The 18827-nt window shown below is 49.9% G+C and carries 11 protein-coding genes; 6 read left to right on the top strand and 5 right to left on the bottom strand.

Features of this window, described 5'->3' with window-relative positions:
- The first annotated feature begins 218 nt into the window (after positions 1 to 218).
- Both thrS and infC read left to right on the top strand, forming a co-directional pair.
- A complete protein-coding gene (thrS, locus tag ICL07_RS00055; RefSeq protein WP_188085916.1) occupies positions 219 to 2159 on the top strand; it encodes a threonine--tRNA ligase in 1941 nt (646 codons plus the stop codon).
- A gap of 167 nt (positions 2160 to 2326) precedes the next feature.
- Entirely contained in the window at positions 2327 to 3004 is a 678-nt protein-coding gene (infC, locus tag ICL07_RS00050; RefSeq protein ID WP_188085915.1) for a translation initiation factor IF-3, read from the top strand.
- 36 nt (positions 3005 to 3040) lie between these two features.
- Here infC and ICL07_RS00045 read toward each other — a convergent pair whose 3' ends face one another.
- Both ICL07_RS00045 and ICL07_RS00040 read right to left on the bottom strand, forming a co-directional pair.
- Positions 3041 to 3589, bottom strand: a complete 549-nt coding sequence (locus ICL07_RS00045; RefSeq protein WP_188085914.1) for a hypothetical protein — start codon at positions 3587 to 3589, stop codon at positions 3041 to 3043.
- Positions 3590 to 3606: 17 nt separating this feature from the next.
- Positions 3607 to 4194 (bottom strand): HD domain-containing protein, encoded by a 588-nt coding sequence (locus ICL07_RS00040; protein WP_188085913.1) that lies wholly within the window; start codon positions 4192 to 4194, stop codon positions 3607 to 3609.
- 163 nt (positions 4195 to 4357) lie between these two features.
- Between ICL07_RS00040 and ICL07_RS00035 the strand changes: the two genes are divergently transcribed.
- The gene (locus ICL07_RS00035; protein ID WP_188085912.1) at positions 4358 to 5335 is read left to right on the top strand and encodes a cation diffusion facilitator family transporter; all 978 of its coding nucleotides are present in this window, start codon (positions 4358 to 4360) and stop codon (positions 5333 to 5335) included.
- Positions 5336 to 5411: 76 nt separating this feature from the next.
- Here ICL07_RS00035 and ICL07_RS00030 read toward each other — a convergent pair whose 3' ends face one another.
- The gene (locus ICL07_RS00030) at positions 5412 to 6623 is read right to left on the bottom strand and encodes a serine hydrolase domain-containing protein (RefSeq protein ID WP_246484948.1); all 1212 of its coding nucleotides are present in this window, start codon (positions 6621 to 6623) and stop codon (positions 5412 to 5414) included.
- 318 nt (positions 6624 to 6941) lie between these two features.
- Here ICL07_RS00030 and serA point away from each other — a divergent pair, with 318 nt between their 5' ends.
- The 3 genes from serA (at position 6942) to ICL07_RS00015 (ending at position 10862) form a co-directional block, all read left to right on the top strand.
- A complete protein-coding gene (gene serA, locus ICL07_RS00025) occupies positions 6942 to 8177 on the top strand; it encodes a phosphoglycerate dehydrogenase (protein WP_188085911.1) in 1236 nt (411 codons plus the stop codon).
- Between the two features lie 271 nt (positions 8178 to 8448).
- Positions 8449 to 9237, top strand: coding sequence for a hypothetical protein (locus ICL07_RS00020; protein WP_188085910.1), 789 nt, complete (start codon positions 8449 to 8451; stop codon positions 9235 to 9237).
- Positions 9238 to 9263: 26 nt separating this feature from the next.
- The gene (locus ICL07_RS00015) at positions 9264 to 10862 is read left to right on the top strand and encodes a S41 family peptidase (protein WP_188085909.1); all 1599 of its coding nucleotides are present in this window, start codon (positions 9264 to 9266) and stop codon (positions 10860 to 10862) included.
- Positions 10863 to 10922: 60 nt separating this feature from the next.
- On the opposite strand, the gene ICL07_RS00010 is transcribed toward ICL07_RS00015, so the two are convergent.
- Entirely contained in the window at positions 10923 to 13157 is a 2235-nt protein-coding gene (locus ICL07_RS00010; RefSeq protein ID WP_223151706.1) for a glycoside hydrolase family 20 protein, read from the bottom strand.
- Between the two features lie 123 nt (positions 13158 to 13280).
- A partial coding sequence (locus tag ICL07_RS00005) for a T9SS type B sorting domain-containing protein (RefSeq protein WP_188085908.1) occupies positions 13281 to 18827 on the bottom strand: 5547 nt, incomplete at its 5' end.

Raw genomic sequence — 18827 nt, 5'->3', positions numbered from 1 at the left:
TCAACAGCTTTGTAAAGCGGACAAAATTCATTATATTTGTAGGCTTTGTTGACTTTCCGGACTGATACCCCACCGCCGTGCGAAACACTATTTTTAAAATTCCTTTGATTTCGCTGGCGGACTAAGCAAAAAGCTAACAAACTATTTCTTAACTTCGCAAACATTTTATAAAGGAAATATAGCGCATATGAAAAAGTATGACGCTAACAGTAAAACGTATGATAAATATCACTTTTCCGGATGGCGCAGTTCGTCAGTATGAATCAGGAGTAACTGCATTGGACATTGCCAAGTCCATCAGCGAAGGATTGGCACGTAAAGTATTGGCTGCAAAAGTTAATGGGCAGGTAGTGGACGCTACACGCCCGGTTACAACGGATGCTACGTTGCAGCTCCTGACGTGGACGGATGCCGATGGTAAATCCACCATGTGGCACTCTTCCGCGCACCTGATGGCCGAAGCCCTGGAAGCCCTGTATCCCGGTGTGAAACTGGGTTACGGTCCCTCTATTGAAAACGGTTTTTACTACGATATCGACCTGGGCGACCGCACCATCTCCGAAGAAGATCTGAAAGCGATCGAAACCAAGATGGTAGAGCTGTCCAAAAAGAACAGCGAATATGTTCGTAAAGACATCAGCAAAGCCGATGCACTGGCGTATTTCACGGAAAAAGGCGATCCCTACAAGGTGGAAACGATCAACGAACTGCCCGATGGAAGCATCACCTTCTACACCCAGGGCGGTTTTACAGATCTGTGCCGTGGCCCGCATATTCCCAACACCGGCTTTATCAAATCCATTAAGTTGACCAGCATCGCCGGCGCTTACTGGCGGGGTAACGAGAAAAACAAGATGCTCACCCGCATCTACGGTATCACGTTCCCGAATCAGAAAGAACTGGACGAATACCTGACCCTGATCGAGGAAGCGAAAAAACGCGACCACCGCAAACTGGGCAAGGAACTGGAACTGTTTATGTTCTCTGAGAAAGTGGGCCTGGGCCTGCCGATGTGGCTGCCCAAAGGCGCCATGCTGCGCGAACGCCTGCAACGTTTCCTCCAGGAAGCCCAGCTGGCAAGCGGCTACCTGCCGGTAGTCACACCGCATATCGGTAACAAAAATCTGTACGTGACTTCCGGTCACTACGAAAAATATGGTAAAGACAGCTTCCAGCCTATCCATACGCCGGAAGAAGGAGAGGAGTTCATGCTCAAACCAATGAACTGCCCTCACCACTGTGAACTGTATAAAGGCTCACCGAAGTCCTACAAGGACCTGCCGGTACGTTTCGCCGAATTCGGTACCGTATACCGCTACGAGCAGCATGGTGAACTGCATGGCCTCACCCGTGTAAGAGGATTTACCCAGGACGATGCGCATTTATTCTGCCGTCCCGACCAGGTGAAGGAAGAATTCCAGAAAGTGATCGACCTGGTGATGTACGTGTTCAACAGTCTCAGCTTTACCGAATATACTGCCCAGATTTCCCTGCGTGACAAGGAAGACCGCAGTAAGTACATCGGTACCGAAGAGAACTGGAACCTGGCTGAACAAGCCATCATCGAGTCTGCCGCCGAAAAAGGCCTGAACACCGTGATCGAATACGGGGAAGCTGCCTTCTACGGTCCTAAGCTGGACTTCATGGTGAAAGATGCCCTCGGCCGTAAATGGCAGCTGGGTACCATACAGGTGGACTACAACCTGCCGGAACGTTTTGAACTGGAATATATCGGGGCTGACAATATGCGTCACCGCCCGGTAATGATCCACCGTGCACCGTTTGGCTCCCTGGAAAGGTTCATCGCCGTACTGATCGAACACTGCGCGGGTAAATTCCCGCTGTGGCTGGCGCCTACACAGGTGAAAATCCTGCCTATCAGCGAGAAAACCCAGGCCTACGCAGAAAAAGTGGCAGATTTGCTGAAAAAAGCGGAAATTCGCGCTGAGATTGACGACCGGAGTGAAAAAATCGGTAAGAAAATCCGCGATACAGAACTCGCTAAAGTGCCATACATGCTGGTACTCGGCGAAAAAGAAGCGACAGACAATATCGTGGCTGTTCGCCGGCAAGCTAAAGGTGACCTCGGAACCATGACGATGGAACAGTTTACCGCACTGGTAAACGAAGAGGTGATCAATCGCAAGCCCATAGAGTAACATACTGAAATGTGGAAAAGAAGTATATAAAACAATGAACATTCCGGAAATCAGGTATGTTAATTGCACGGATTTTTCCCCTTATTTTTGTATAAGTTGTTTTTGGTCCATGCGTGGGATATGGACCATGGACTATGAACAATAATTAATAAATCTTAATTTTTTTAATGCAACAAAGACCCAGACCAAATTTTGGCGGTAATAACCGGGGCAGAAACCCGAATTTCCGCAGGGAACAACAACAAGAACACCGGACCAACAGAATGATCCGTGTCCCTGAGGTCAGACTGGTAGGTGAAAATGTGGAAGTAGGCGTTTACAAAACAGAAGACGCCCTGCGTATGGCTGAGGAACAAGGCCTCGACCTCGTGGAAATTTCCCCTAACGCCGCCCCTCCTGTATGCCGTATCATCGACTACAATAAATTCCTTTACGAGAAGAAAAAGAAGGAAAAGGAAATGAAGGCGAAGGCGCACAAAAGCGAAGTGAAAGAAATCCGCTTTACGCCTAACACCGACGATCATGACTTTGACTTCAAAGCCAAACATGCGGAAAGCTTCCTGAAAGACGGTAACAAGGTGAAAACCTATGTGCAGTTTAAAGGTCGTGCTATCATGTTTAAAGAGCGTGGAGAGCTCATCCTGCTGAAGTTCGCTGAAAGGCTGGCAGAAGTAGGTGGCCTGGAAAGCATGCCTACCATGGAAGGTAAACGCATGATCGCCATCTTCGCTCCTAAGGCAGCCAAGAAAAAAGAAAAGGAACCAAAAGAGCCAAGAGAACCAAGAGAGCCGAAAGAACCGAAAGAACCTCGTGTTGCTGAAAGCAAACCGGAAGAAAAGGCTTAATTGATTTCAACTCATACAGCGGCCCGGCAGGTAACACTACCTGCTGTGCCGCTTTTTTGTTGTGGCTGCAGGACTGATGGCTTTCAGCACCTTTATTGCCCGTGAACGGATACCCGGCGACGGATCATGCTCGAGCAGGTCTTCCAGCAACACCCGGATCTCATTTTTGATATCCGGATAAGACAGGGCCAGGTTGGACAATACCGTCATAGAGAAAGCCTTGATGGCAATCATCTCCTTAGGATCTTCCAGGTACTGGAAACAGGCATTCATCACCGGACCATGCAGTTCCGGTGGTAATGTCATTTCCTGCATCACCCGCAGCACATTCCGTTTTACCGCGGACGGAAGCCCGACGGTTTCCATACGGGCCACCATGGCAGGCAGGTGAGGGGGCAGCAACTCCGGATGTTGTTGCCCCACCAGACTGATGATCCAGGCACTTCGTTGTACCACCCGGTATTCATCTTCCAGGAAAAGCTGCATCAGCTCCCGGAAACGGGTAGCGTCGTCGCCTATCCAATGCGCTATATACAGGGAATGTTCCTTGCTGTGCGCCGACAGTATTTCTTTTCTTAATTCCATACTGCAGCAATATAAAATTAATCTCCCAGTTGTCCATAGAACATCAGGTAGCGGAGCATGCGTGCGCGCATTCTTTCCAGGTCGGCTTGCTGTACCGGCATATCGGGATCTTTGCCCATATCGTCCCAGATGCGCAGTTGGATGTATTGTTCAAACAACGGATCGGCGCGGAATATTTTGGCTTCGGCGGCTGTCATCGGACCACCCTGGTAGGCTAATGTTTCCTTGCTGGCTTCGGAGAGGGTATCATAGTAGGCGCTGTCGGTCCAGGTGAGGTATCTTTTGGCGGCAACGTGACTGGCCACGAGTTGCCCCATCCTGGCGGGAAAGCCGCAGGAAATAAGGTAGCGGTAACCGATGGTATCGTGCGCTTTGGCGCCGTAGATGTCCATCTGTCCGCCGCCTTCAAAGAAGTGGCCGATGTCGTGCAGGAAGGCTGCCAGTATCATCTCATCGTCGAAACCGGTCTGTTCGGCTATGAGGGCGGATTGCATCATGTGCATCAACATGGTTACCTGTTCTCCATAGGCATGATGGCCATGTTGCTCGTACAAACCAAAAAGTTCGTCTACAACTGCATTGGCCCGGATTTCTCTAGTATCCATTTCGTTTATAGGTTTACGTTAGGGTCGATTCTTCTGTCTATTAATATCGTACAATTTTGCCGGGTAGGTGTTACCGGAATATTAATTTTCGCCGTCACCGCAGTAGGGGAGATAATGGAATAACCTTACCTTTGTACTTTCACACCCATACAATCTGATCTACTTGCTAAGAAGAGAATTACGCGTCATCCTGGTGTCGCTGGTCGTTAGTTTTATTTTGACCGTGGCCAAGTTCGTGGCCTTCTATCTGACCCACTCGGTGGCTATCCTTTCTGACGCCATGGAGTCTATCATCAACGTGGTAGCTGGCGGTTTTGCCAGTTACAGCATCTATCTTTCCGGTAAACCCAAGGATGCCAACCATCCGTATGGACACGGCAAAGTAGAATTCTTCTCTATCGGATTTGAAGGCGCCATGATCTTTTTCGCCGGTATCCTCATTCTCTTTAAAGCAGTACAGTATTTTATCTCCCCCAAAGAGTTGCACGAAATGAGCAGCGGCATGTGGTTACTCGGTTCCACTACCGTAGCTAATCTATTGCTGGGCTTATATCTCATCCGCTCCGGCCGCACGCTGGGGTCTATTACGTTGAGTGGTAACGGACAGCATATCATGACCGACGTATACAGCAGCGTAGGCCTGATCATTGCGCTTGCCGTTATTCATTTTACCGGCTGGAACTGGCTGGACCCCGCTGTTTCCGTACTCATGAGTATCCTGATCCTCACCAAAGGTTATCAGCTGATGCGCCGCTCTATCTCCGGCCTCATGGATGAAACGGATATGCAGATAGTGGACAAGGTGATTGCGATCCTTTTCAGTCATCGGGTACAGAACTGGATCGATATCCATAATATGCGCGTACAGCAATATGGCAATAACTACCACATCGATTGCCATATCACGATGCCCTATTACCTGTCACTAACAGAAGCGCACGATGAAATGAAAAAGGTGGAAGTGCTTGTTAACAAAGAGTTTGAAGGGGGAGAAGTAGAATTTTTTATCCATATGGATCCCTGTATTCCTTCCTGTTGCCACTACTGCCTGAAGGAAGCCTGCCCCGTACGGAAACATCCTTTCACGGGAGAAATCACCTGGACAAGGGATAATGTATTGCCTAACCGTAAACACGGATGATAGCATCTGCATAAAAACAAAAGCGCGAAGGGATCTCCTTCGCGCTTTTGTTTTTATGCAGATGAATATAACTTTTTTATTCATCACCGGCTTCTTCATTATCGCCATGGCCCAACATTTCGCGGATAGGTTTCACGGCCTGGTAAATACCACGATTGTATTTATTCCCGAGGATAATAAGCGTAGTGGTATCCTGTACAAAGCGGTAAAATACCGTGTTGTTGCCATGCCACCAGCCATTGTGATAGATGATGTTTTTAGTGCTGTCGGGATACACCATGAGGCGCCATCCCAGGCCATAGTTGCGTACGCCGGGCTTCTCATGGCTATATGGCGTATAGGCCGCTTTGAGGGTGGCAGAATCCAGCAGTTGACCGGAATACAAAGCCTGGTCCCACTTGAGCATATCGCGGGCGGTGCTATAGATGCCTTTGTCGCCCATTACACCATCGAAGTAGGTGTCTGGTTCAGCCTGACCATTGAACTTGTGGCTCTGTGTCTGATGTGGCCTTGGTGCAGAAGCCGGATCATATACAAAGGTGTTGACCATATGCAGCGGTTTAAAGAAGGTCTGTTGCATAAAGTCGGCATATTTCTGCCCGGTGACTTTTTCAATAATAGAAGCCAGCAGGAGATAGTTTGTATTGCAATACTGGAAATGTGTATCAGGCAGGTGCTGGATACGCGGCTGGTGTTGTTCCATCAGGCGGATCACTTCATTGTTGGTGATGAAGGCAGCCCGGTCTTTCCAGAGACTGTCGCAGAAATACAGATAGTTGGGCAGACCGCTGCGATGGTTTAGCAGCATGCGTACATTGATGCCTTTGTAGGGGAATTCAGGGAAGAACTTCTGCAGCGAGTCTTCCAGGTTAAGTTTCTGTTTTTCTGCCAGCCACAGCACTGCCGCGCCGGTAAAGGTTTTGGAGACAGAGGCCAGCTGAAATGCGGAACTGTCGACCACTGCTGTTTTAGTCCGGTAGTTCTCCAAACCATGATACTGTTCAAAAATGATGACGCCTTTTTTAGCCACCAGGATAGCGCCATTGAAGCCGCTGCGTAATAGTTTCCCGGTGTAAAATGCATTCAGTTCCCGCTGTAGCTGTACGGTGCGTGGCGCCTTGAGGATGGCTTCCCGCTGCGTTTCCGTGAGGTTAAGCGTATACAGGGTACTGTCTGATATGGCTTTTCGTCTGTTTGCTTCCTTACGTGCTGCATTGCTCTGACAGCTGGTGATGATGGCAATTCCCGTGATAGATAAGATGATGCTTACTGCTTTCAATCGCTTCATTAGAGGTGATTCACTGACTTACTTAAATGCTGTTCTCTCTATAAATAACAAGGCGCTAAAATTATACTCATTGTCAATGTATACCAAATATTACCAGGCATCCAACCCGCTTTTAATACATTTTTAAGCCCGATGATTGATAAAACATCAAAAAAAGCAGGGGTAGAAACCTGTTTTTTTGATAAAAATCGAATTTGATTACCACGGTATTTGATTATTCCCTAACATAAAGTAGGTTTGTGCCTTGTTTGACCCGCGTAACCGCAATTATTAAGCCAATTGCGCATATAAAATTGACATATAATTCTTTATAATATTATGGAACAGGCAAAGTCTACAAGTTATCCGAAGGAAAAGATCAGCATTTTATTGTTGGAGAATATTAGCGATGCAGCAGTGGCTGAATTTACGGCCGCTGGGTACTCGGTGCGTAAGCTCGCGGGAGCGCTGAGTGAAGCTGATCTGATCAACGAAATCAAGGATGTTCATTTATTAGGTATCCGTTCCAAAACACAAGTGACCCGCCCTGTACTGGAGGCGGCCAAAAAACTGCAGGCGATTGGTTGTTTTTGTATCGGTACCAACCAGGTTGACCTTAAAGCGGCGACTGAACACGGGGTAGCTGTTTTTAACGCGCCTTACTCCAACACCCGCTCGGTAGCGGAACTGGTGATTGGGCTGTCTATAGTGCTGATCCGCCGGATCGTTGATAAAAATGCCGCTGCCCATAACGGCATCTGGATGAAGGAAGCCAAAGGCAGCTATGAGCTGAGAGGCAAGACCCTGGGCATTGTCGGCTACGGTAACATCGGTAGCCAGGTAAGCGTACTGGCAGAGAATATGGGTATGAACGTGATGTACTACGATGCAGAAACCAAGCTGCCGCTGGGTAACGCCGTACAACAAAGAACCCTGAAAGAGCTGTTTGAACAGGCAGATATCATCTCTCTGCACGTGCCTTCCAATAAAACCACTGAAATGATGATCAACCGGGAGACCTTATCTTACGTGAAAAAAGGAGCGATCTTCCTGAACTATGCAAGAGGAGAAGTGGTAGACCTGGAGGCGCTGAAAGAATCCCTGGAAAGCGGCCAGCTGTCCGGTGCTGCGGTAGACGTGTTCCCGGTAGAACCGGAAAAAAACGGCGCTGCTTTCAGCACACCGCTGCAGAAATTGTCCAACGTCATCCTGACGCCGCATATTGGTGGCAGCACGGAAGAGGCACAGCATAATATCGGCCTGGACGTGAGCGCCAAACTGCTCAACTACCTGGAGAAAGGCGCCAGCTTCGGTTCCCATACGGTGCCCGCTATCAGCGTACCGCCTATTGAAAATACCCACCGTATCCTGCATGTTCACCAGAACGTACCAGGCGTACTGTCAGCCATCAATACCGCATTATCTGAAAATAAAATCAATATCCTGGGTCAGTATCTTAAGACCAACGACCAGATCGGTTATGTGGTATTGGATATCGACCGTCAGCTTTCCCAGGAAGCCCTGGCATTGTTGAAGGATGTGAAACACACGATTAAAACAAGACTGCTGTATTGATTTTGGGATTTACGAATTTATGAATTTATGAATTTTGGGGATGAAGGATGGAGGAGATAAAATTTGGATTATTTATGGTTTCGGTTGTGAAACCGCTCACAAATAACCAATCCCAAAATCCGTAAATTCGTAAATCTCAAACTTTGTTTCCTTCATCCTTCATCCCCGAAATTCATAAATTCATAAATTCGTAAATCCCAAAATCAAAATGTAAATTGTTTCAGATTTGTTTGTTATCCTTGCAAGCGTAAACAGCAATCAAAATAAACGCATGAACAGTATCAACGTACGCATAGCAGGGGTAGTTTTAATGACGGCCCTGCTAGGGCAGGTAAATGTAAACGCGCAGGACAGCGAACCCAACAAATGGGCGCCGGAACATATCAGCATTGACGGGCAGGCAACAGAATGGCCTAAACCACTGCAGTTTTATAACAACGATACCAAACTTTTTTATACGATCGCCAATAATAAGGATACCCTGTTTATGATCGTTAGCTCGCCAGATCAGGCCAGCCAACGGCGTATTCTTCGTTCCGGACTGAGTGTTTCCATTAATGCTACCGGTAAAAAGAAAGGCGGCGCCATGATCACTTTCCCGCTGGTAGGGGAAATTATGGGAGCGCCGGATGTACCGAAGGAGTCCCGTCAGAAACTGGCGGATGAATGGAAAAGGCAGGCTCTGGCCAATGTAAAGGAAATCAAGGTGGAAGGCCTTACCGGTGTAACAGACGGTAACATTCCGGCTAACAACTCCTACGGTATCCGTACCTCGGCGGCTTTTGATGCAGCGGGCAACCTGGTTTGTGAGATGGCGGTACCCCTGGCTTTAGCCGGTATTCCTGCCGGATACGATAAACCGGTCGCTTATCGTTTTAGAGTAAACTCTGTGAGTGCTACCGAACGCCGGGAATTTGAGAAAGCGTTGAGGGAGAAGCAGGCCAAAGCCAGTAAAGATGGGGGAGCTCCCGCCATGCCTGACGAAGAAACCCGCGCGAACATGGTATTGTTTTTCTCCAGTGAATTCTGGACGAAACAAACGCTGGCGGCACATCCCTGATATTACACATCGTCTTAACCGTTATTATGCATACGAATCTGTTTACCTCAGGAGCCAGGGTGATTCTCACCGGAATCGCCAGTGTACTTTTATGGACCGCTTGCCGCAAAGACAATAAAACGTCGCCGGACAATCCGCCCAAGGGTGATACCATCGCCGCCAAGCCTGCATCGGCTTATGAAGATTCCCTGAAGTACCTGATGTACCAGATTATGCAAGTCACCTATGCCGACGGCGGACGAAACGCGGCCCTGGGACTGCCGACCTATTACTGGTATTCCCAGGTGCCGGCACTCAATCCCCTGGATAGCAAATACGCGAATGCTGACAGCTTACTGTCCGCCATGAAAACGTATGCTATCAATCCTGCTACTACTCAGCCATTTGACCACTACAGTTTCCTGGACCGCAACGGGGTATTGACCAATAAACTGATGAACGGTATCTCTTCACAGGCAGTAGCCGCTACCAATAGCGGGGATTTCGGTTTTGATTACCTGTTCGCGAGGGATAACGAGCAAAAGCTACACATCTTTGTGGTGTATGTAGATAAGAACAGCCCTGCAGGCCAGGCAGGTATTGCCCGCGGATGGGAGATCGTCTCCGTCAACGGCAACAGTAATTTTAGCTTTACCCAATCCTTTCTGCAGTCGCTGTACAGTGCTGTCTTTAACAGCCCTTCGGTGACACTGGGCCTCAAACCCAGTACCAGCAGCGCTGCTACGGTTACCAAAACGCTGACTACCGCCACCTATAATATCAACCCGGTGGTTTTTGATACCACGTTTATTGTTACAGATGTTAATCATATCCAAAAGAAAGTAGGATATTTTTCCATGTATACTTTCTCCAGTGTGATCAACAGCAACGGACAGGATACTTACACCAAAACGGTACTGGACCAGCTGTTCAGCAAATTCGCCTCGCAAGGTATCAACAACCTGATTGTGGATTTCCGTTATAATGGAGGAGGCGCTGTAGCCACTACACAATACCTGTGCAATGCCATCGCGCCATCGGCAGCTGTAGGCCAGGTAATGTATACCACCCTCTACAACGATAAACTGATGGCGCACATTTCAGATGTGAAGCTGACGACTACCACCAATTTTGCCACCACTACCGGCAAGCTGAAACTGGATAATGTGTTCTTCATTACTTCCGGCAGTACGGCCTCTGCCAGCGAATTGACGCTGAACAGCCTGAAACCGTATATGCCGGTGCAACTGGTCGGCTCAAGAACGTATGGTAAACCGGTAGGCTTCATTGATTTTAATATCTCTGTTTTTGATCCAAGTCATAAACAGGTGTACCTGGCAGATTTATACGCCATTAACTTTGAAACAAAAAATGCCAAAGGAGAAGGCGGTTATTATACAGGTATCCCTGTAGATGCCGCTGCCAGCGATTTCATTGATGCCTCCTGGGGAGATACCCAAAACGACGAGAACCTGAAGAAGATCGTCAATTACCTCACTACCGGCAACTATAATACTTCTGCCCGGATAGCCGCGCCTGAACTGAATAGCAACCTGATGAAGGTGGACCTGTCACAGAAGCCGGCACATGGATTTAATGGAATGGTGGACTATGAACGTAGCCGTCTGATACGCGCTGGCCGTTAATCATATTCAATAAAAAATCCCCGCAAAGATGTCTTTGCGGGGATTTTTTATTAAATATGATTAGTAGATGATGATCTCGTCTGTGAACATAAATCCACGTTGTTCATTTTTGGCATGAACCCGTACATAACGCGCGGATTGTTGCCCCAGCTCAAATTTGAATTCCTTGAAAGCCAGTGTGGACAGGCTTACCGGCACATCATTATTGATTTGTTTGACTGTACGGAAATTGGTTCCATCGTCAGATAATTGAATTTCTACCCAGGCTGGTATGTATACACCTGGTCCTGTCAGCTGCATAAAATTAACAGACAGGCTATGCAACGGCGTCACTTTTTCCAGGTCTACCGTTACGTCCATATCTCCCAGAAATCCTTGCCACTGGCCGTCACCATAAGTCAGCGATCCGCGGTAACCATTTACCAGGGTGGCTTCCTGCTGTGCTGCATACTTCCCGTTATAGGGTCTGTTGTAGATGACTTTTTTTCCCAGTGCGATGTGATCGTCTATCGCTAATACCGCCGGTTTACCTTTCCGTACAGTGTCCTGGAAAATGGCGGCGGTAACAACCGCAGAACCTTTTACCGTAAAACGGCCGTTGTATAAGGCTGATTGCGGTGTAGGAGCGGAGCCGTCCAGCGTGTACCGGATCTGTGGATGATACTGTTCGGAACTGAAGGTAATGGCCGCCTGATGTTGTTGTATATCAATTTCCGGGTGGATGTTGACCGCGTAGGAAGGGCGGTAGTAATTTACGTTTAGCCGTTGCAGTAAGCGATAGTGGGATTGTATCCGCTGGTGGAAATCTTCCCATTTTTTATGCCAGGTATCAGACCACACTACTTCAGATAAAGCTATTAGCCTGGGGTAGGTCATGTATTCCAGGTGATAGGAATTAGGAATATATTCTGTCCAGATATTGGCTTGTGCGCCCAGTACATGTTTAGCGGCTGTGCTGTCCAGTTCCCGGGGTATGGGCTCGTAGCTGTACACCTTTTCCAGTGGCAGGTATCCGCCGATGGCTTCAGGTTGTGTGACCGGGTCGGCCTGGTAGGCGTCGAAATAACAGTAGGTACCAGGTGTCATTACTACATCGTGGCCTGCTTTGGCTGCGGCGATGCCGCCGCTTTCTCCCCGCCAGGACATCACTGTAGCTTCCGGCGCGAGACCACCTTCCAGTATTTCGTCCCATCCCAGCAGTTTGCGGTGGCGGGAGATCAGGAATTTTTCCATACGGCGGATGGCATAACTCTGCAGTTCCTTTTCATCTTTCAGGTGTTCCGTACGGATACGCTGCTGGCATTTCGGACATTGTTTCCATGCTTTGGTAGAGGCTTCATCACCGCCGATATGGATGTATTTTGAAGGGAAGATGGCCATCACTTCATCCAGTACATTTTCCAGAAAATGAAAAGTAGTGTCATTACCCAGGCAAAATTCGGAATTCTCATAAGGAATGCCGGAGCAGGACAACGAAGGATACATGGCCAGTACTTCTTCGGAGTGGCCGGGCATTTCAATTTCAGGTATTACTGTGATGCCTCTGGCGGCGGCATAGGCCACAATTGTTTTGGCTTCTTCCTGGGTATAATAACCGCCGTAGGCGTTCGGATCTCCTTCATGGGAGTAACGGCGTCCGCCTTTCCACCATTCTTTCCAGTTGGCGGTAGTGCGCCAGGCGGCCTGCCGGGTAAGTTCCGGATATTTTTTTATTTCCAGTCTCCAGCCGGCGCCGTCAGTGAGATGCCAGTGGAAGGTATTCATGCGATACAGGGCCATCAGGTCGATGAACCGTTTGATGTAGGCCGTCGGGAAAAAGTTGCGGGACACATCGAGGTGTACGCCGCGGTACCCAAAGCGGGGTTGATCGCTGATAGCAGCGCAGGGCAGCAGGGAACGGTCGGGCTGTAGCCAGCTTAGTTGCACCAGTGCGAGGGCGGCATTGATAGCGCCGGCATTGCTGCGGGCTTCAATCGTTACCGCTGCCGGCGTGATCTGCAGGCGGTATCCGTCAGGATGCGGCACAGCAGCCGCATTGGATTGTTTAAAGATAATGGTGGAGCGGTTTTTCCCGGAGGCAGGAAAATCGCCCATTTCTTTTAACAGCCGTGCGGCCTGGGGAAAATTTTTCCCCGGAAAAACGAGCGCGTTGCCATTGAGGTGAAAAAATCCGGCGCCAGCTGTGATCTGCGCCGGGCGGGGTATCAGGTCCAGGTTTCCGGTATACTGCGCTTTTCCCGGCAGCACACTGCATGCTGTCAACAACAACACACTAACACAATACTTAAACATCATCTTACAATAATTAAACAACAATGATAGGGAAAGATTATAAGAAACGAAAGGGCTGTAAAAGCAGAAAGCATAAAGCCCGGAGGCCTTATGCTTTCTGCAACAGGAAATATTCGGTTATCACATTTATCTAACCACGGTCACTTCGCCTTTGATAACATTGGAAGCGCCGCCGGCTACTTTCTTGTAGGTGAGCCACCATACATAGGTGCCGATATCAACCGGAGAACCCTTGAATTTACCGTCCCATCCTTTGTGACTATCGGAGGAGATGAAGATCAGTTCGCCCCAGCGGTTGAAGATCCGCAGTTCGTAGTCGAACATTGGTCCGCGTACGATTGGTCTGAACACATCGTTCCGTCCGTCGCCGTTCGGTGAGAACGCATTCGGGAACTGAGGTTTCGGTTCGCACTGTATAAAGTTAACCCGGATGTCGTCTGTTGCGCTGCCGCAATCATTGAACACGGTTACTGTATACGTGCCACCATTGGTGACCTGCAGGGTGGGCGAAGTGCTGCCGTTATCCCAGCGTACGCTGGTGATACCGCCGCCTTCTGCACGGAGTGTCAGGGTTTCGCCTATACACAGTACCGTGTCATTGCCCAGGTTGATTTTCGGTACACCGGTGATGTTGACGTTTACGCTGTCGAGGTATACACGTTGACAGAATCTGTCCATCACGGCCAGTTTGTATTTACCGGCGCGGCTTACCTGTTTGATCGGGTTGGTATCGCCGTCGTTCCAGAGGTAGGTCACTGCATCCGGGTTGGTACCATCGAAGGTAACGGTGCCGTCAGGGCAGATGTTCCTATCCGGGCCGAGGTCTACTGTAATACCCGGTTTCATTCTTACGTTTACGGTATCTCTTACCACGCAGTTGTCTCTGCTTACCGCTACCCAATAGCCGCCTGGTTTATTCACGACGATGGAGTTGCTGGTTTCACCTGTCTGCCATTTGATGCGGCCGCCGTTGGAATTAACGGTGAGCATGATGGACTGGTCAGGGCAGATCGCTGTGTCGCGGCTGAGCGTAATATCCGGTGGCGGATTCACGCTTACTTTTACGGTATCGATGGTGATACAAGCGCTCTTCATCACTTTCACCCAGAATTGTTCCTGTGTGCTGACGAGGATAGAAGCGGTAGTTGCACCGGTGCTCCACAGGTAGGTAGCGCCGTCTACGTAGGCATCCAGTTTCACGGATTGACCACGGCAGATAGTAGTATCCGGAATGCTTACCAGCGGGGTGGGGATGAGGCCCACTTTAATGGTATCGCTGGTGATACACTGACCGTTGCTAACGCTTACCCAGTAGGTACCTGCTTTGGTGATTTTGATCCGTTGGGTGCTTTCTCCGGTAGACCATTTAATGGTGTAAGCGAAGTTGGAAGCGCCTGCATCGAGTACAAGACTGTTGCCGCCGCAGATGGTGGTGTCTTTGCCGAGGTTGACTACCGGTTTCTGAATGTAGTTCAGTTGGTACGTCATGGTATCGGAAGAGCAACCTGTTTTACCATCGGTCATGATGAAGGAAGCGGAAGTAGCACCGTTCAGGTTGAACTGGTTGCTGCGTTGTGTTAACGGCAGGCCGGTTACCGCGTTGGCAGGTGTAACCGCTACCAGGGTAAAGGAAGGCAGGTTTACGTTGCCTACCGGTTGCAGGGCTACTCTCGGGTTATCGGAGCAGTTGGCCGGCAAGGTAGCAGCGAGCTGCGGTTTCGGACAAGGTTTGATAATGATGCGTTGGATCACATCGTTGGCTTTGTTGCCACAAGCGTCTGTGACGCTCCATCTTCTCACGATCGTATAGCCGTTACAGATGTCTTTCACAAATGGATCTTCACTATAGGTCGCTTTTTTCGGGAAGGAAGGATCACAGTTATCGGTGGCGGTTAAGGTCACCGGCGCCGGGATAGGGTCCTGACAGTATACGGTCACATCTGCCGGAGCAGGCATGATCACAGGTCTGGTAGTATCCTGTACGGTTACGATCTGTCTCAGTGTGTCGGCGTTGCCACAGGCATCTTTGGCGATCCAGGTTCTGATGATGCGGTAGTTGTTGCCGCAAGCACCCGGGATAGCCTGGGTAACGGTTTGACGGGTGATGGTCAGACCGTTGCCGGTAGCGCTGCAGTTATCCGTTGCGGACACGTTGGTAGCCGGAGCCGGGATGGCGTCACAGTTAACCGTGGTGTCTTTCGGAGGCCGTACGGTGAATACCGGTTTAGTGGTATCCTGTACGTGGATCGTCTGTTGCATGGTAGCCTTATTACCGCAATTGTCGATGGCTGACCAGGTGCGGATTTCCAGGTAGTTACCCGCGCATGCTCCCGGAATTTTCTGGATTTTGGAGCTGGTGGTTACCTGAACGGCACCGGAACAGTTGTCGTTAGCGGTGATCACAGGCCATGCCGGTACTTTATCACAATCTACCACGGTGTCTTTCGGAGCAGGCATGGAGAATACTGGTCTGGTGGTATCCTGTACGCGGATGATCTGTTGTACAGTGTTACCGTTACCGCATTCATCCAGCGCAGTCCATTTGCGGAAGATGATGTAGTTGCTGGCGCAGTCAGTTGGTTTGCGAACGATAGAGTCTCTGGAGGTAACGTTGATGACGCCCGGAGTACAGTTATCGGTAGCGGTCAGGTTGATACCGGCCGGTACTTTATCGCAATCTACAGTAGCATCGGCTGGTGGCTGCATGGTGAACACTGGAGCGGTCATGTCTTTCACAGTAATGATTTGTGTCAGGGTGACGCCGGTGTTGCAGGCATCTTTGGCAGTCCAGGTGCGGATCAGCTGGTAGTTGTTACCGCAGGCGCCTGGGATGTCTTTGCGTACTTCTACTGCCGGTATGATGATGTTGCCGGCGCAGTTGTCTTTCGCCGTCAGGTCTACTTTAGCAGGAACCTTATCACAGTCAACGGTGATGTTGGCCGGAGCAGGGGTGAGGAACACCGGTGCTTTGGTATCCTGTACCGTGATGGTCTGAGAGGCGATGGCAGGTAGTCCGCATCTGTCCACAGCAGTCCATGTACGGGTGATCGTTGTGAGACAGGGTGAATGTACCGTGGTCACGTCGTTGAATGTCACATTCAGGGACACGTCGTCATATGGTGCGTGGCTGAATACCGGTTTACCAAAGAGGGTGGTGTAATCCATACCCTGTACGCATTCTGTTGTGATGTCTGAAGGTTGAGACACTACGAACGGTGCTTTGGTGACTACGGTGATTTTCACCACGTTGCTGATGTTATTGATACATGCACCGGAAGTAACCAGTCTTCTGTACCAGATATCTGCGCTTTGCAGACCCGGTTGGTAGGTATCGGTGGTAGCACCCGGAATGTTGGTGAACGGACCGGCTGCACCGGCGGTGCTTTGCTGCCATACATAGGTGTAGGTACCATTGCCACCGGAAAGTACGTTACCGTGGATCGCCGCAGGCATTTCGGTGGTACATACAGTCTGGTCAGCCACGATGCTGTTACCCAGTATTGGTTTGCGGTTGATCAGGGTGACGCTGGAGCTGGTAGCCGGGCATTTGCCATTGCTTACCACCCATGTCAGTTGTGCTGTTTCACCGGCAGGTACGGTAACCGTAGCTTTCGGATTGGTAGCGCTGCTGATCCTGATCAGGTCTGCATTGCTGCTGGTTACCACCCATACGCCTTTCGCGCCTGGTACACCCGGATCGCTGGCGTCCATGGTGAAGACCGCGTTGTCACAATGTTCCTGGTCAGGGCCTGCATTGGCAGCTACCGGTGTCAGGTAGTTGATCAGGGTTACGTCGTCGAAGGTGGAGCTACATACACCGTTGGTGATGGTCCAGCGCAGCGTTACGGTATCGCCTGGATTTATCTGCACTTTTGCAGTCGGGCTGTTGATCGGTTTGATGAGTGCATTGCCTTTGATAATAGACCAGAAGCCTGTTGCGCTGGCAACACTTGGAGCATCAGCTGCCATGGTAAAGTCTGTCAGCTGGTTACATGCTTCCTGATCAGGACCGGCGTTGGCAGCGAGTGCTTTCGCGTAGTTGATCAGTATTACCTGGCTGGAGGTGCTGGCACATTCGCCATTGGTGATGGTCCATTTGAGTATAACGGTATCGCCTATTGGCACTTTCACTTTGGTAGCCGGGTTGTTAGGCTCATAAATGGTTGCTCTGCCAGGGATACGGCTGATGTCTGTCCAGGTACCGGTGGCACTGGAAGAACCAGGCTGGTTAGCGTCCATTACGAAGTCTGCATCGCTGGCACATCTTTCCTGGTCAGCACCTGCGTTGGCAATAGCAGCCGTTTTGTAGTTGATAATAGTGATTCTGCTGGAAGTAGCCTTACATACGCCATTGGTGATCGTCCATTGCAGCACTACGGTGTCGCCTACAGGCACTGTTACGGCTGTGAGCGGGTTGGTAGGCTGTTTGATGGTAGCTCTTCCCGGGATGCGGCTGATGTCTTTCCATTCGCCGGTTGCTGTTGGAACGCTTGGAGCGTTAGCCTTCATGATGAAGTCTTCCAGCTGATTACAAGCCTGTTGGTCAGGACCTGCATTCGCGTCAGCAGCGGTAGCGTAGTTGGTAATCACCACATTGTCTGAAGTAGCATCACAGGTTCCGTTGGTGATAGTCCAGGTGAAGGTCACGGTGGTACCGGCTTTCACGGTCACTTTGGTATTGGCGTCACCCGGTTTGTCGATAGTTACGCCGGTAGTAGTAGAGGCAGTCCATTGACTGGCAGCACCGAATTGTTTAGGTGCATTGCCTTCCAGGGTGAAGTTTTCATCATCGCAATGTTCCTGGTCCGGACCTGCATTGGCCACATCCGGTGTTTCGTAGTTGGTCAGTACTACCTCGTCGCTGGTAACGGCACACATGCCGTTGGTGATAGTCCAGGTAAAGGTAGCTGTTTCACCTACCGGCAGGTACACATTAGAGCCTGGTTGGTCAGGATTACGGATGATGGCTTTCGGGTTGTTGGTCGTCCATTTACCGGTGGCGCCGGCAGCTTTCGGATCATTACCTTCCAGCTTGAGATCTGTTTTAATGTTACAGAAGGATTTGTCTTCTCCGGCATTCGCTTCCGCTGGTTTCTCGTACACGGTTACTTTCACCGATGTGCAGGAGGTGTGATCACAAGCACCGGTGCCTTCAGCGCGTACATACCAGGTAGTGGTAGCGGATACATTTTTAAAGGTAGCAGTTCTGCCGTCGGCACTGATAGCGTCTGGCGTAACCGCTGTGCTGCCCGGTGTTCCTGGGCAACCACCGGTATACCATTTCCAGGATGCGTTGGTGGCGCCGTTTTCATCGGTACCGAGGCTACCGCCGTTGATGGTCAGTACTACATCGCCTTTGTCGCAAATTTCAGCTGCGTTGATGGAGATGTCGGTAGCTGGTGTAGACGGCTGCTCGATTTTCACGGAGAACGGAACATCTTTGGTACAACCCGCATTGGTACCATCCTGTACAGTGAGGATGAAGTTATAAGTACCCGCAGCAGTACCAGCAGGGTAGGTGACTTTAATAGTACCTACGCCTGTCCATGCACCGGTTTGGGTCGGGAAGCCGGACATTGGCTTGGTAGCGGCCGGTTTGATGGTGTATGTAGTGATAATACCTACCTGGTTGGAAGTAACCAGATCGAAGGTAGTACCGCTGTTACATACAGA

Origin of the sequence: Chitinophaga qingshengii, assembly GCF_014529935.1 — a bacterium.
In the GTDB taxonomy this organism is placed as follows: domain Bacteria; phylum Bacteroidota; class Bacteroidia; order Chitinophagales; family Chitinophagaceae; genus Chitinophaga; species Chitinophaga qingshengii.
The sequence above is the reverse complement of the archived record's forward strand: the minus strand, read 5'-3'. Positions and strand labels throughout refer to the sequence as shown.